The organism is Microbacterium sp. S1037 (assembly GCF_048381605.1).
GTDB lineage: Bacteria > Actinomycetota > Actinomycetes > Actinomycetales > Microbacteriaceae > Microbacterium > Microbacterium testaceum_B.
Map to the genome: position 1 here is coordinate 709,461 of NZ_JBLWIG010000002.1, position 13,733 is coordinate 723,193.

The 13,733-nt window shown below is 68.8% G+C and carries 13 protein-coding genes; 10 read left to right on the plus strand and 3 right to left on the minus strand.

The features are described from left to right. Positions 1 to 9: 9 nt before the first annotated feature. The 8 genes from ACMW4R_RS14145 to ACMW4R_RS14180 all read left to right on the plus strand — a co-directional run bounded on the left by ACMW4R_RS14145 (position 10) and on the right by ACMW4R_RS14180 (position 8,703). The gene (locus tag ACMW4R_RS14145) at positions 10 to 768 is read left to right on the plus strand and encodes a YebC/PmpR family DNA-binding transcriptional regulator (RefSeq protein ID WP_058595691.1); all 759 of its coding nucleotides are present in this window, start codon (positions 10 to 12) and stop codon (positions 766 to 768) included. 48 nt (positions 769 to 816) lie between these two features. After that, positions 817 to 1,419 carry a crossover junction endodeoxyribonuclease RuvC gene (gene ruvC, locus ACMW4R_RS14150; protein WP_058595692.1) on the plus strand — a complete coding sequence of 201 codons (603 nt, stop codon included), beginning with the start codon at positions 817 to 819 and terminating at the stop codon, positions 1,417 to 1,419. Between the two features lie 9 nt (positions 1,420 to 1,428). Beyond that, on the plus strand, positions 1,429 to 2,049 hold the full coding sequence (ruvA, locus tag ACMW4R_RS14155) for a Holliday junction branch migration protein RuvA (RefSeq protein ID WP_418300188.1): 621 nt from the start codon (positions 1,429 to 1,431) through the stop codon (positions 2,047 to 2,049). After that, complete coding sequence (gene ruvB / locus ACMW4R_RS14160) at positions 2,042 to 3,085, plus strand: Holliday junction branch migration DNA helicase RuvB (protein ID WP_058595694.1); 1,044 nt, start codon at positions 2,042 to 2,044, stop codon at positions 3,083 to 3,085. Before ruvA ends, ruvB begins: the two co-directional genes overlap by 8 nt. Before the next feature lie 94 nt (positions 3,086 to 3,179). Continuing rightward, positions 3,180 to 3,641, plus strand: coding sequence for a preprotein translocase subunit YajC (locus tag ACMW4R_RS14165; RefSeq protein ID WP_363333651.1), 462 nt, complete (start codon positions 3,180 to 3,182; stop codon positions 3,639 to 3,641). Positions 3,642 to 3,689: 48 nt separating this feature from the next. Continuing rightward, positions 3,690 to 5,396 (plus strand): protein translocase subunit SecD, encoded by a 1,707-nt coding sequence (gene secD / locus ACMW4R_RS14170; protein WP_058614525.1) that lies wholly within the window; start codon positions 3,690 to 3,692, stop codon positions 5,394 to 5,396. Then, complete coding sequence (secF, locus tag ACMW4R_RS14175; protein WP_058595697.1) at positions 5,396 to 6,382, plus strand: protein translocase subunit SecF; 987 nt, start codon at positions 5,396 to 5,398, stop codon at positions 6,380 to 6,382. The genes secD and secF overlap by 1 nt, the downstream gene beginning before the upstream one ends. A gap of 65 nt (positions 6,383 to 6,447) precedes the next feature. Next, positions 6,448 to 8,703, plus strand: a complete 2,256-nt coding sequence (locus tag ACMW4R_RS14180) for a RelA/SpoT family protein (RefSeq protein WP_058595698.1) — start codon at positions 6,448 to 6,450, stop codon at positions 8,701 to 8,703. On the opposite strand, the gene ACMW4R_RS14185 is transcribed toward ACMW4R_RS14180, so the two are convergent. The 3 genes from ACMW4R_RS14185 to ACMW4R_RS14195 all read right to left on the minus strand — a co-directional run bounded on the left by ACMW4R_RS14185 (position 8,682) and on the right by ACMW4R_RS14195 (position 11,307). Next, on the minus strand, positions 8,682 to 9,320 hold the full coding sequence (locus ACMW4R_RS14185) for a hypothetical protein (protein ID WP_418300189.1): 639 nt from the start codon (positions 9,318 to 9,320) through the stop codon (positions 8,682 to 8,684). The two genes, ACMW4R_RS14180 and ACMW4R_RS14185, sit on opposite strands and share 22 nt — an antisense overlap. A gap of 63 nt (positions 9,321 to 9,383) precedes the next feature. Beyond that, a complete protein-coding gene (locus tag ACMW4R_RS14190; protein ID WP_418300190.1) occupies positions 9,384 to 10,925 on the minus strand; it encodes a DUF349 domain-containing protein in 1,542 nt (513 codons plus the stop codon). 85 nt (positions 10,926 to 11,010) lie between these two features. Then, positions 11,011 to 11,307, minus strand: coding sequence for a hypothetical protein (locus ACMW4R_RS14195; RefSeq protein ID WP_058595700.1), 297 nt, complete (start codon positions 11,305 to 11,307; stop codon positions 11,011 to 11,013). Between the two features lie 158 nt (positions 11,308 to 11,465). Here ACMW4R_RS14195 and ACMW4R_RS14200 point away from each other — a divergent pair, with 158 nt between their 5' ends. Together ACMW4R_RS14200 and ACMW4R_RS14205 are read left to right on the plus strand one after the other, a co-directional pair. After that, on the plus strand, positions 11,466 to 12,812 hold the full coding sequence (locus tag ACMW4R_RS14200; RefSeq protein ID WP_058595729.1) for a replication-associated recombination protein A: 1,347 nt from the start codon (positions 11,466 to 11,468) through the stop codon (positions 12,810 to 12,812). Positions 12,813 to 12,866: 54 nt separating this feature from the next. Then, complete coding sequence (locus ACMW4R_RS14205) at positions 12,867 to 13,595, plus strand: DUF1361 domain-containing protein (protein ID WP_058595730.1); 729 nt, start codon at positions 12,867 to 12,869, stop codon at positions 13,593 to 13,595. The last annotated feature ends 138 nt before the right edge of the window (positions 13,596 to 13,733 follow it).

Consider the following 13,733-nt stretch of genomic DNA (forward strand, 5'->3'; position numbering starts at 1 on the left):
CTGGAACCTATGTCCGGACACTCCAAATGGGCCACGACCAAGCACAAGAAGGCGGTCGTCGATGCCCGCCGCGCCAAATCGTGGGCCAAGCTCATCAAGAACATCGAGGTCGCGGCCAAGCTCGGCGGCGCCGACCTGCAGGGCAACCCGACCCTCTTCGACGCCGTCCTGAAGGCCAAGAAGACCTCGGTCCCCAAAGACAACATCGACCGCGCGATCAAGCGCGGTGCGGGAATCGGCGGCGAGGCCGTCGAGTACACCTCGATCATGTACGAGGGCTACGGCCCCAACGGCGTCGCGTTCCTCATCGAGTGTCTGACCGACAACAAGAACCGCGCGGCGGCCGAGGTGCGCACCGCGCTCAGCCGCAACGGCGGCACGCTGGCCGACCCGGGCAGCGTCGCGTACAACTTCAGCCGCAAGGGCGTCATCGTCGTCCCGTCCGAGGGCACGACCGAAGACGACGTGATGCTCGCGACCCTCGAGGCCGGCGCCGAGGAGATCGAGCCGCACGGCGACGGCTTCGGCATCATCACCGAGGCGAGCGACCTCGTGACGGTGCGTTCCGCTCTGCAGGAGGCCGGTATCGAATATGACTCGGCCGACGTCGAGTTCGTCCCCTCGTTGAAGATCGAGGTCGACGCCGACACCGCCCGCAAGGTGTTCCGTCTGATCGACGCACTCGAAGACAGCGACGACGTGCAGAACGTCTACACGAACTTCGACCTCACCCCCGAGGTGCAGGCCGAACTCGAGAACGACGAGTAAGGGCGCGCCCTGACCTCGAGCACGGCCCCTGCGCTTAGCGTGGGGGCCGTGTCTCGTTCCCTCCGCGTCCTCGGTATCGATCCCGGCCTGACCCGCTGCGGGATCGGCGTCGTGGACGTGTCGCCGAACCGGACGGCCTCACTCGTGCACGTCGGGGTCGTGAGGTCGTCGACGACCGATCCGATCGAGAAGCGTCTCGCGACGATCGCCGCCGGCATCCGCGAGATCCTCTCCGCGCACGACCCGCACGTGGTCGCCGTCGAGCGCGTCTTCGCGCAGAACAACCGCCACTCGGTGATGGGCACCGCCCAGGCCAGCGGTATCGCCCTCCTGCTGGCGGCGGAGCACGGCATCCCGGCCGCCACCCACACGCCGAGCGAGGTCAAGGCGGCGATCACCGGTTACGGCTCGGCCGACAAGCTGCAGGTGCAGACGATGGTCGCGCGCGTCCTCCGCCTCGACGCGCTGCCGCAGCCCGCGGACGCGGCTGACGCTCTCGCGATCGCTCTCTGCCACGCATGGCGCGGGGGTCCCGCCACCGCGACGGGGGAGACGACGCTCACGCCCGCCCAGCGAGCGTGGCGGGATGCCGAGAAGCGGCGTTCTCCCCAGCCTCGTGTCGCTCGAACACATGTACGAAGCGATGCGTAAGCTGAAGACATGATCTCTTCGATCCACGGCACGGCGGCCCACGTCGCCGACGACTCCCTCGTCATCGTGGTGGGCGGCGTGGGCTTCTCGGTGGCCGTCACCTCGCAGTACGCGCGCACCGTGCACGTCGGAGACGACGTCCATGTGCACACGAACCTGATCGTGCGCGAAGACGCCCTCTCGCTGTACGGCTTCGAGAGCCGGGAAGAGCTCACGGTCTTCACGCAGCTGATCAGCGTCACCGGCGTCGGGCCGAAGTCCGCCCTCGGCGTGCTGTCGTCGCTGACGGTTCCGCAGATCGCGCAGGCGGTCGCCGACGACGACGATGCCCCCTTCCGACGCGTCTCGGGCATCGGACCGAAGACCGCGAAGCTGATCGTGGTCCAGCTCGCCGGCAAGCTCGCCGTCGTCCCCGCGGCCGCCCCCGCAGCCGTCGCCGCGCACGGGCAGGTGCCCCTGCAGGTCACTCAGGCCCTCGTGGGTCTCGGCTGGACGGAGCGCACAGCCGCCGAAGCCGTGGCATCCGTCGCCGAGGGCGCCTCCGAGAGCGACCGCTCCTCGGTGCAGGCGCTCCTGCGCCTCACGCTCGCGCTCCTCGGACCCGCGCGCAAGGAGACCGTGGGTGGCTGACGTCCGCGACGCCGGAACCCCCGACGACGAGACCGAGCTCGCGATCGAGGGGGCGCTGCGCCCGACCTCGCTCGCCGAGTTCGTCGGGCAGCAGAAGGTGCGCGGGCAGCTCCAGCTGTTGCTCGACGCGGCGCGCATCCAGCAGCGCTCACCCGACCACATCCTGCTCTCGGGCCCGCCGGGGCTCGGCAAGACCACGCTGGCGATGATCGTCGCGCACGAGAGCGGTCGACCGCTGCGCCTCTCGAGCGGACCGGCGATCCAACACGCGGGGGATCTCGCCGCATTGCTCTCATCGCTCACCCCGGGTGAGGTGCTGTTCATCGACGAGATCCACCGCATGGCGCGGTCGGCCGAAGAGATGCTCTACCTCGCGATGGAGGACTTCCGCATCGACATCATGGTCGGCAAGGGGGCCGGGGCGACGAGCATTCCCCTCGACCTCTCGCCGTTCACCCTCGTCGGGGCGACGACTCGCGCGGGACTCCTGCCCAATCCGCTGCGCGACCGCTTCGGCTTCACGGCGCACCTCGAGTACTACGAGCCCGAAGAGCTGGAGCAGGTCGTCTCGCGATCGGCATCCATGCTCGACGTCGGGCTCCCCGGCACGGCGCGGTCCGAGATCGCCCGACGCTCGCGAGGCACGCCGCGCATCGCGAACCGCCTGCTGCGGCGCGTGCGCGACTATCTCGTCGTCCACGGGCCCTCGGCCGGCACCGACGACGGACACGCCGACGTGCGTACCGTCGGTGCCGCTCTCGACCTCTACGACGTCGACGCCATCGGGCTCGACCGCCTCGACCGCGCCGTTCTCGATGCGCTCGTCCGACGCTTCCGCGGCGGCCCCGTGGGCCTCAGCACCCTCGCCGTCGCGGTCGGCGAAGAACCCGAGACGATCGAATCGGTGGTGGAGCCCTACCTCGTGAGGATCGGCTTCATGGGTCGCACGCCCCGAGGGCGCGTCGCCACCCCCGAGGCGTACGACCACCTCGGCGCTCCCCACCCCGACGGCCTGCTCCGGTTCAGCCAGGGGTGATGACCTATACTCGGCGAGGGATTCCCCGACCCCCGCTTGACTTACGCTAGGCAGTGCCGCACGGCGCGCCTGACTCGAAAGGTGCACCGCCTCCATGGATTTCGCGACCTTCTTCGGCCAGTACGGCCTGATCATTCTGCTGATCGGTCTCCTGATCTTCATGTTCTGGAGCTCGCGCCGCCGTATGCAGAAGCAGAAGCTCGAGCTGGAAGAGAAGGCGCGTCAGACGGTCCCCGGCGCAGAGGTCCTGCTCCAGGGCGGGCTGTACGGCACCATCGTCGAGTACGACGGTGAAGACCTCGACAAGCCGGCGCACGTCGAGATCGCTCCCGGCGTCGTCATCAAGGTGCACAGCCAGGCCGTCCTCCGCATCGTCGACCCGACCTCGGGCACCGTCACCGAAGACGAGTTCATCGAGGCGGAAGAGACCGAGGCCGAGTACATCGCGGGCGTCGCCGACGGCGACATCACCTCGATCAGCGACGACCACCGCGCCGCACGTCAGGCCGCCGAGGCCGACGCCGACCGCACCGACAAGGACCGTCCGCAGGCCTGACGCCTCGACCGTTCGTTCTTCCGTTCCGCCGCATAGAAAGCCGACTCCGTGGCGCCCTCTCCTCCCGTCCGCCATGCCTGGCGTGTTCTGACCGGTCTCCTCGCCATCACGGCGGTGCTGTTCGGTCTCAACGCCCTCGGCGTGTACGCCTTCAAGGCGAGCTCCTGGACCCCTGACCTCGCCCTCGACCTGCAGGGCGGAACGCAGATCATCCTGCAGGCGCAGACCACGGACGGCGCCGCCCCGGACTCCGAGCAGCTTCAGCAGGCGGTGTCGATCATCCGCCAGCGTGTCGACGCCTCGGGTGTCGGAGAGACCGACATCGCCACCGAGGGAAGCGACAAGATCGTCGTGCAGATCCCCGGCGAAGCGGACGAGGCGACACGTCAGCGGATCCAGAGCTCCGCGCAGCTGCAGCTGCGCCCCGTGCTGTTCACCGGCTCGCCCGCCACGACGTTCGTCGGCGACGACGGCAACACGACGCCGTATCCGACGCCGGACCCGAATCTGCCCGCGACGCCGACCGCGTCCCCGACGGACGGCAGCGACCCGGCGTACATCACCCCGGCGCTGCAGGCGCAATTCCTCGCGTACGACTGCGCGAACCCGCCGAGCAACCCCGCCGACGCCCCCGCGGATCAGCCGATGATCACGTGCGGCCTGCAGGACGGGACGAAGTACATCCTCGGTCCCGTCGAGATCGACGGAAACGACATCGCGGATGCCACGAACGGCCAGGAGCAGAACACCGGCCGCTGGGCCGTGAACCTCGTCTTCAACGACCAGGGCACCGAGAAGTTCGGCCAGATCAGCCAGCGCCTCTACGGCAAGCAGGCCCCGTTCAACCAGTTCGCGTTCGTCCTCGACGGCTCGGTCCTGTCGGCTCCGTCGATGAACGGCATCATCCTCGACGGCCGCCCCAGCATCACAGGCAGCTTCACGCAGGAGTCCTCGAAGGCGCTGGCCGACCAGCTGAAGTACGGCGCTCTGCCCCTGAGCTTCAATGTCGTCAGCTCCGACACTGTCTCGGCAACCCTGGGCTCCCAGCAGCTGCAGGTCGGCTTCATCGCCGGTCTCATCGGTCTGGCACTCGTCGCGGTCTACTCGCTCGTGGTCTACCGCGCGCTCGGAACGGTGATCATCGCGTCGCTCGGCGTGATGGCCGTGCTCACCTATGTGATGCTCTGCATCCTGGCCTGGCGCATGGGCTTCCGCCTGTCGCTCGCCGGTGTGGCGGGCCTCATCATCACGATCGGCTTCACGGCGGACTCGTTCATCGTCTACTTCGAACGAATACGAGACGAGCTGCGCGACGGCAAGTCGATCACGGCCGCGGTCGAGGACGGGTGGTCGCGCGCCAAGCGCACGATCTACATCTCGAAGTCGATCAACATCCTCGCCGCCGTCGTCCTCTACATCCTCGCGGATGCCACGGTGAAGGGCTTCGCCTTCACCCTCGGGCTCACGACCGCGATCGACATCGTGATCTTCATCCTGTTCACTCACCCGGTGATGCAGTTGCTCGCCCGCACGCGATTCTTCGGCTCGGGGCACCCCCTGTCCGGCATGGACCCCGAAGCCCTCGGCGCCGTCTACCGCGGTCGCGCGCAGTTCCGGGCGCCGATCGCCGACAGCGGCCGCACCAAGCGCTCGCGCGGCGAGGCCCAGCGTCGCCAGACGATCGCGGAACGCAAGCAGGCCGAGCTCGCCGCCGCCCGCGGCGATAGCCGCTCGACGAAGGAGGGAGACGACTGATGCGCTCCATGACGCAGCTCGGTAACGACCTCTACTCCGGGAAGACCTCCTTCCCGTTCGTCCAGCGTCGCCGGATCTGGTTCCTCATCGCCGCGCTCCTCGTGATCGGCGCGGCTCTCGTGCCCCTCGCGCGGCCCATCCAGTTCTCGATCGAGTTCACCGGTGGCTCGCAGTTCACGGTGTCGAATCCGTCCACGTTCGACCAGTCGCTCGCGACGCAGGCCGTGACCTCGGTCGTCCCGGGAGCGACGACCCGCGTCACGGTGATCAGCGACTCCGCCGTCCGCGTGCAGACCGACCAGATGAGCAACGACGAGACACAGGCCGTGTCGGCCGCCCTCGCCGACGCGTACAAGGTGCCCACGTCCGAGGTCACCAACTCCTTCATCGGAGCGACCTGGGGTGCGGACGTCACGCGCCAGTCGTTGTGGGGTCTCGCGATCTTCCTCGCCCTGACCTTCCTCATCCTGGCGCTGTACTTCCGCACGTGGAAGATGTCGGTCGCGGCGATCATCGGCCTCGTCGACGTGCTCGTCATCACGGTCGGGATCTACGCCCTCTTCGGATTCGAAATCTCGCCGGCCGCCGTCATCGGGTTCCTGACGATCCTGTCGTACGCCCTGTACGACACGACGGTCGTGTTCGACAAGGTGCGGGAGAACACGAGGGAAGACGGAGAGATATCCGGGCGCACCTTCGCGGAGTCCGTCAACCTCGCCGCCAACCAGACGCTCATCCGGTCGATCAACACGACGGTCGTCGCCGTCCTGCCGATCGGCGCGATCCTCTTCATCGGTGTGCCTCTGGGGGCGCGCACGTTGAGCGACATCTCGCTGTCGATCTTCGTGGGGACCCTCGTCGCCGCATACTCGACGCTCTTCGTCGCCGTTCCGCTCTACGCCCTGCTGCGTGAGCGCGAGCCGGCGATCGCTCAGCGCGACGCTCGCGTGCGGTCCGCGCGTGAGAAGGCGGGCGTCCCCGCCTGACGGCGGGGGCCCGCTCCGCCGGGCGTAGGATTGATCGACTGACGTCACGACGGGGGAGGGCACCGATGACCGAGACCACGGCCTCCGCTCCGCCGCCGCCGTCGTCGCTTCGACGGCTCGTTCCGCGCATCTTCTCCCGCGCCGCGCGTCGCGACGACGTCGACAAGCTCCTGCGCACGGTCCGCACGCACCACCCCAAGGGCGATCTCGGCATCATCGAACGCGCCTATGCGGTCGCCGACAAGGCGCACGACGGTCAGAAGCGCCAGAGTGGCGAGCCGTACATCACGCACCCCCTGGCCGTGGCGCAGATCCTCGCCGAACTCGGCCTCGGACCCAAGGCGATCGCAGCCGCACTGCTCCACGACACCGTGGAGGACACCGGCTACCCGCTCGACGAGCTGGCCGCCGACTTCGGCGACGAGGTCGCCATGCTCGTCGACGGCGTCACCAAGCTCGACAAGGTCAAGTACGGCGACAGTGCGCAGGCCGAGACGGTCCGGAAGATGATCGTCGCGATGTCGAAAGACATCCGCGTGCTCCTCATCAAGCTGGCCGACCGCCTCCACAACGCTCGTACGTGGGGCTTCGTCCCCCCGCACAAGGCCGCGAAGAAGGCCACCGAGACCCTCGAGATCTACGCGCCGCTCGCGCACCGTCTCGGCATCCAAGCCATCAAGAGCGAACTGGAAGACCTCTCGTTCGCCGTGATGCATCCGAAGCTCTACGCCGAGATCGAGAGCCTGGTCAAGCAGCGCACCCCGCAACGCGAGCAGTACGTGCAGAACGTGATCGACGCCGTCGACGCCGATCTCCGCGAGCTCCGCGTGCGCGGTCGCGTCATGGGCCGGCCGAAGCAGCTGTACTCCGTCTATCAGAAGATGGTCGTGCGAGGTCGCGAGTTCGACGACATCTACGACCTCATCGGCATCCGCATCCTCGTCGGCACGGTGCGCGACTGCTACGCGGTGCTGGGCGCGATCCACGCGCGGTGGACCCCGCTTCCGGGGCGCTTCAAGGACTACATCGCGACACCGAAATTCAACCTCTACCAGTCGTTGCACACGACGGTGATCGGTCCCGGCGGGCGCACGGTCGAGATCCAGATCCGCACGCACGAGATGCACCAGCAGGCCGAGTTCGGCGTGGCGGCGCACTGGAAGTACAAAGAGCGCATGGCGGGCGGAAAGGCGGATGCCAAGGCCGTCGACGCCGACATGGCGTGGATCGCGCACATCTCCGACTGGCAGGCCGAGACCGCCGACCCGGGGGAGTTCCTCGATTCGCTGCGCTTCGAGATCGGCGCGAAAGAGGTCTACGTCTTCACCCCGAAGGGCCGGGTCATCGGGCTGCCCGCGGGAGCCACGCCGGTCGACTTCGCGTACGCGGTGCACACGGAGATCGGGCACCGCACGATGGGTGCGAAGGTCAACGGTCGTCTGGTGCCGCTCGAGACGGCCCTCCAGAGCGGCGATGTCGTCGAGGTCTTCACGTCGAAGAACCCCGACGCGGGTCCGAGTCAGGACTGGCTCGGATTCGTCAAGAGCACCCGCGCGCGCAACAAGATCCGCGGGTGGTTCACGAAGGAGCGCCGCGAAGAGGCGATCGAGCAGGGGAAGGACTCCATCGCCCGCGCGATGCGCCGGCAGAACCTGCCGCTGCAGCGCTTGATGAGCCAGGACTCGTTCACCGAGGTGGCGCGACAGTTCCACTACGAGGACGTCTCAGCGCTCTACGCTGCGGTCGGAGAAGGCCACGTCTCGACGCAGTCGGTGATCGAGAAGGTCACCGCGCTGGTCAGTGAGGAAGACACCTCGACCGGGCCGATCGACCTGCCGCAGGTCGGTCGCCGTCGCACCCCGCGCAACAGCGATTCGGGCGTTCTCGTCCGCGGAGCCCCCGACATCCTCGTCAAGCTCGCGAAGTGCTGCACCCCGGTGCCGGGCGATGACATCGTCGGATTCGTCACGCGCGGCAGCGGCGTCTCCGTGCACCGCGGCGACTGCACGAATGTGAAGTCGCTGAAGGAAGATCCTGACCGGCTCATCGACGTCGAGTGGGCGCCGACCACGAAGAGTCTGTTCCTCGTCCAGATCCAGGTCGAGGCGCTCGATCGCTCCGGACTGCTGAGCGATGTCACGCGCGTCCTCAGCGAGCACCACGTCAACATCCTGTCGGCGACCGTGTCGACCTCGAACGATCGTCTCGCGTTGAGCAAGTTCGTCTTCGAGATGGGCGACACCGTGCACCTCGATCGGGTCCTGAATGCCGTGAGACGCATCGACGCCGTCTACGACGTCTACCGCGTCACCTCGTCGTGACGCTCGCCGCTTCCTAGCCTTCCACTCGTCGTCGGGGGCGGGTCGTCGCCCGAGGCGTCTTCGTGCGCGGCATCCCCAGGCAGCGCGTCGGCGAGCATCATGCCGTCGAGGACATCGAGGGCGCGACGACCGTAGGGGACCCGGGGTCGGTCGAGGATCCACTGTCTCGCCTGCTCCGCGAGAGCGGGGTCGGAGCGGGCCCACTGGGCCGCCGCCTCGTGGTGCCCGAGGCGCGAGAGATCGGCGAGCGTGCGTGTCGGCGTCGCCACGGCCACCCCTCCGATCTCGACGACATCGACGGGATCGAGCAGGACGTCGTGGTACACCACCCGACCGGCTCCCGTCATCCGCGCACGTCGACCGCTCGCACGTTGAAGGTGGTGCGGGTAGGGCTCTGCCAGCGCGCCACCGTGGACCCACGCCGCGCTCAGGCGCACCGCCGCGAGACGCTCGCCCGTGAGGGGGCCCAGGCTGCGTGCTCGCATCCACGTCGTCTCGGCCGCGTCCGCCGGCATGTACCCCTCGCCGATGGCGACCAGGACGCCGTCGAGGCACGCCGCCGTGAGTTCGGCAAGCGAGAGACGCTCGCCCGGGAAGAACAGAAAAGGCGACACCATCACGTCAGTCTGACGCGAGGGTGTCGCCCGTTCCCGCCGAAGCGGGAATCTGTGGAGAAGTGATCAGCCGCCGAGGGCGCGCAGCCAGCCACGGCGCGCTTCGAGCGCCTCGGACGCCTGGGCGGCCGCGCGCTTGTCGCCCCGTGCCTCCGCCTCGGCCAGCTCGGACTCGAGCTTCGCGATGGCATCGGTGATCTGGCGCGTCATGTCGTTCGCGCGCGCCTTCTGCTCGGGATCGTTGCGCTTCCAGTCCGCGTCCTCGCGCGTGCGCACGCTCTGCTCGATCTTGCGGAGCTCGTCGTCGAGACCGCGCTCGACGTCGCGGGGGAACACGCGGCCGATCTCGTCCCACTGTCGCTGGATGGCGGTGAGGCGCTGACGAGCCGTCCCGAGGTTCTTCTCGTCGACGATGGGCGCCGCCTGCTCGAGGAGAGCGCGCTTCTGCTCGATCTTCTCGCGAGAGGCTTCGATGTCGGCGGCCTCGCGTTCCCCGCGGGCGCTGTAGAGCGCGTCGCCCGCGGCCTTGAAGCGTGCCCACAGCGCGTCGTCGACCTTACGACCAGCGCGCCCGGAGGCCTTCCACTGGTCGAGAAGGTCGCGGTACGCGCCGATGCCGTCCTCGCCACGCGGGGCGAGGGCCTCGGCGCGCTCCACGAGACGCGTCTTCGCATCGCGCGCGGCCTTGTGGGTCTCATCGAGTGCCGAGAAGAACTCGCGACGGTGACGGTCGAAACTCGCGCGCGCGTCACGGAACCGGCGCCAGAGCTGCTGTGCGGTGGACTTCGGCAGACGGGGACCGTTCTGCTGGTGCGCCTGCCACCGGTCGAAGAGCGCCGACATCTCGGCGGTGCTCTGCTTCCACTGCACGGTCTGCGGGTCGCGGGCGGCGAGGGCCTCGGCCTCCTCGACGATGACTGTGCGCTCACGCACCGCCTCGGCCACGGCCTCCTTGGCCGCTACGGCCTCGGTCTCGCTCGCCTCCGCGAGCTCGGCGGTCAGGACGTCGATGCGCGAGACGAGGGTCGCGAGGTCGCCGACGGCAGCAGCGCCGTCGAGCTTCGCCCGGACGCTCAATGCGGTGGTGCGCAGGTCGGACGCCGAGGCGCCGCCACGACGGTGACGGACCTCGAGCAGGGTCACCTCGCTCGCGAGGTCGGCGAACTTTCGCTCGAAGTAGGCGAGCGCTTCGGTCGGGGTTCCGTCGGGGTATTGACCCACGACACGCCATCCCTCGGCCTCGCGCACCGAGACCGTGCCTTCGTCGTCGACGCGGCCCCACGGCTCGCTCGGCGCCGCAACGCGAGCTCCCGGACGCGGGCCGGGGCGCGGCGACGGCGCCGGAGTCGGCGAGGGGGCAGCCGGAGCAGCGACAGGAGCCTCAACGGCATCCGCTTCGGTCGTCTCGACGACGACGTCGGCGCCTTCCGCGGGCGCCGCGGTCTCGGGCGCGGACGCAGCGGTCTCCTCGGCGGGAACGTCGGCGGGATCAGTGGCCGCCGCGGATTCGTCGGGCGAGACGGTCGTCTCGTCTGCGGGCACCAGTTCGTCGGCTGCGTCGCTCGAGTCGTGCGAGCCGGCGGTGTCGGGGGAGGAAGCGGAAGTCATGGGAAGAGCACCTCATCGCGGCGAAGCCGCCTGGGGGAGAAGGACGATCCCGAGCCTAGTACGCCCGACCGGGACATGAAGGGGGTCAGGGTGTCGGTGACGCCGTCGGCTCCAGCTCGGGCAGAGGAGTATCGGACGGTGTCGACGTCGACGGGGTGTCGGTCACGCTCGGGGCAGGCGCCGGCGCTCCCGGGCCCGCGACGAAGTACACGGTCTGGACGGCGACGGCGCCCGCGATCACGAGGAGTCCGACGACGATCGCGACGATGTTGTCCCGTCGGCGGCGCTGCCCCTGACGCCGATGCAGTTCCTGCCGCGCCTGGTACACGCGAGCCCGCTCGCGCTGCTCGCGGCTCTGCCGGTCTTTCCCGCCCGTCGCCACATCGACCTCCTCCGGCCGCCGAGCGACCGCCCCCGATCCTACGCAGCGCCGGCGGAGGCCCACAAAAGAGCGACGCCGGTGTCGGTGGCCCCGGCTAGCCTGGATCGGTGCCCGCTTCCTCCGCCCTCTTCCAGGGCCAGACCCCCCTCGCTGTCCGCATGCGGCCGACGAGTCTCGACGAGGTCGCGGGCCAGAGTCATCTCCTCCGTCCGGGGTCGCCGCTCGTCACCCTCGCCACCACCGACTCCTCGGCATCCGGGTCCGCCGTCTCGGTGATCCTGTGGGGCCCTCCCGGAACGGGGAAGACGACGCTCGCCCAAGCCATCGCGCGGTCCTCGGGACGACGCTTCGTCGAGCTGTCGGCGATCACCGCCGGCGTGAAAGACGTCCGCGAGGTGATGCAAGAGGCCCTCACCCAGCGCGACCTGTACGGGCAGTCGACGATCCTCTTCCTCGACGAGATCCACCGCTTCACGAAGGCCCAGCAGGACGCGCTCCTGCCCGGGGTCGAGAACGGTTGGGTCGTCCTGATCGCCGCGACCACCGAGAACCCCTCGTTCTCGGTGATCTCGCCCCTGCTGTCGCGGTCGCTGCTCCTGACCCTCCGACCCCTCGGTGACGATGATCTCGGGGCGCTCGTCGATCGCGCGGTGACCGATCCGCGCGGGCTCGCCGGCCGAGTCGTGCTCGACGACGAAGCGCGCGCGGCGCTCGTGCGGCTCGCCTCAGGAGACGCGCGGCGCGCCCTCACGGCTCTCGAGGCGGCGGCTTCCGTGGCGGGCGACGATGCGGGGCTCGCCGAGACAGCAGAGGACGACGACGATCCGGATGCCGATGCAGCCGCCGCGGCGTCCGAGGTCGCCGACCCGCCCGTCATCACCGCAGATCACATCGCGCAGGCCGTCGACCGGGCCCTGTTGCGCTACGACCGTCAAGGCGACGAGCACTACGACGTCATCAGCGCGTTCATCAAGTCGGTACGCGGATCGGATCCGGACGCGGCGATCCACTACCTCGCACGGATGATCGAGGCGGGGGAGGACCCCCGCTTCATCGCTCGACGTCTCGTGATCTCGGCTGCCGAAGACATCGGCATGGCCGACCCGCAGGCGCTGCAGATCGCCGTCGCGGCCGCCGACGCCGTCGCGTTCATCGGCATGCCCGAGGGCCGGATCCCGCTCGCGGAGGCGACGGTGTACCTCGCGACCACCGCGAAGTCGAACGCCGCGTACAACGCGATCAACGCCGCGATCGCCGACGTCCGCGCGGGCGGCTTCGGGCGCGTCCCGATGCACCTGCGCGACGCTCACTACCCCGGGGCGAAGCGACTCGGTCACGGCAAGGGCTACAAGTACGCGCACGACAGCGAGATCGGCATCGTGACGCAGCAATACCTGCCCGACGAACTCCGTGGTCGGCGCTACTACGAGCCCACCAACCACGGGGCCGAGCGCGACGTGTCGGCGCGGCTCGAGAAGATCCGCCGCATTCTCGACGGCGGGTGAATTCCGAGGCGTTCCGGCGGGTTCGGGCTCCTGCCCGTGCCACAGTGTGTGCCCGTGATCGTCCTCCTTGCCGCTGCCGCCGTCTTTGCGCTCGACGTGTATGCCGTCGTGCTCGTCCTGCTTCGGGCCGCCGTCTATCGAGTGCACCTGTACCGTCCGATGCTGGTGAACCTCGGCCTGTCTTTCGTGCCGGTTCCGCTGTCGCTGGTCGCGGGCTTCGGGTTCCTGCTGTTCGTCCACTACCGCAGCCATCCGCTCGAATCCGCCTCCGTGCTCGAGGGGGTGCTCGCGGTGATGGCGCTCGCTCTGCCGACGTGCGCCTGGCTGCTCATGTTCCCCAACTCGGTGTACCTCATCACGGAGCTGAACTTCAGCCATCGGGTCGAGAACACCCCGGTTCCGCTCTGGTACGACATCGTCCAGACGCTGGCGCTGACGTTGTCGGGTATCGCGAACGCGATCCTCAGCCTGGCCCCCCTTCAGATGTTCGTCATCATCGGCCAGCAGAACGGCAACCAGGTCACCGTCGAGAGCTGGGTCTTCTCCGGCGTCGTCATCCTGCTCGGAGCGGTGGGTGTGTACCTCGGTCGGTACCTGCGGTTCAACAGCTGGGACGTGCGGCATCCGGTGTCGATGGCCCGAAAGCTCTCGTCGCACCTGCGGGAGCGCGGCAAAGGGCTGGAGGCCCTCGGCTTCGTCATCACGCACGCGACACTCGTCGCGCTGCTCTACGTCCCGCTGTTCCTCTTCGCATGGGGCTCATTGGTCGCAGCCGGCCTCTGATAGCATTAATCGGTTCGAAACAGAGTTTTCGGGCATCCCCTCTCTTCTTCACCGACCTTCCGGCGTGCCCCGGCGTGCAGTCCGGATAGGGCGAAGAGAGGCGATACGTCCGTGAGCCGCGAAAGGCGCGGCCACGTC

Coding starts and splice junctions, on each gene's coding strand:
- ACMW4R_RS14145 (WP_058595691.1), top strand. CDS start 10: ATGTCCGGACACTCCAAATGGGCCACGACCAAGCACAAGAAGGCGGTC.
- ruvA (WP_418300188.1), top strand. CDS start 1,429: ATGATCTCTTCGATCCACGGCACGGCGGCCCACGTCGCCGACGACTCC.
- ACMW4R_RS14165 (WP_363333651.1), top strand. CDS start 3,180: ATGGATTTCGCGACCTTCTTCGGCCAGTACGGCCTGATCATTCTGCTG.
- secF (WP_058595697.1), top strand. CDS start 5,396: ATGCGCTCCATGACGCAGCTCGGTAACGACCTCTACTCCGGGAAGACC.
- ACMW4R_RS14180 (WP_058595698.1), top strand. CDS start 6,448: ATGACCGAGACCACGGCCTCCGCTCCGCCGCCGCCGTCGTCGCTTCGA.
- ACMW4R_RS14185 (WP_418300189.1), bottom strand. CDS start 9,320: ATGGTGTCGCCTTTTCTGTTCTTCCCGGGCGAGCGTCTCTCGCTTGCC.
- ACMW4R_RS14190 (WP_418300190.1), bottom strand. CDS start 10,925: ATGACTTCCGCTTCCTCCCCCGACACCGCCGGCTCGCACGACTCGAGC.
- ACMW4R_RS14200 (WP_058595729.1), top strand. CDS start 11,466: ATGCGGCCGACGAGTCTCGACGAGGTCGCGGGCCAGAGTCATCTCCTC.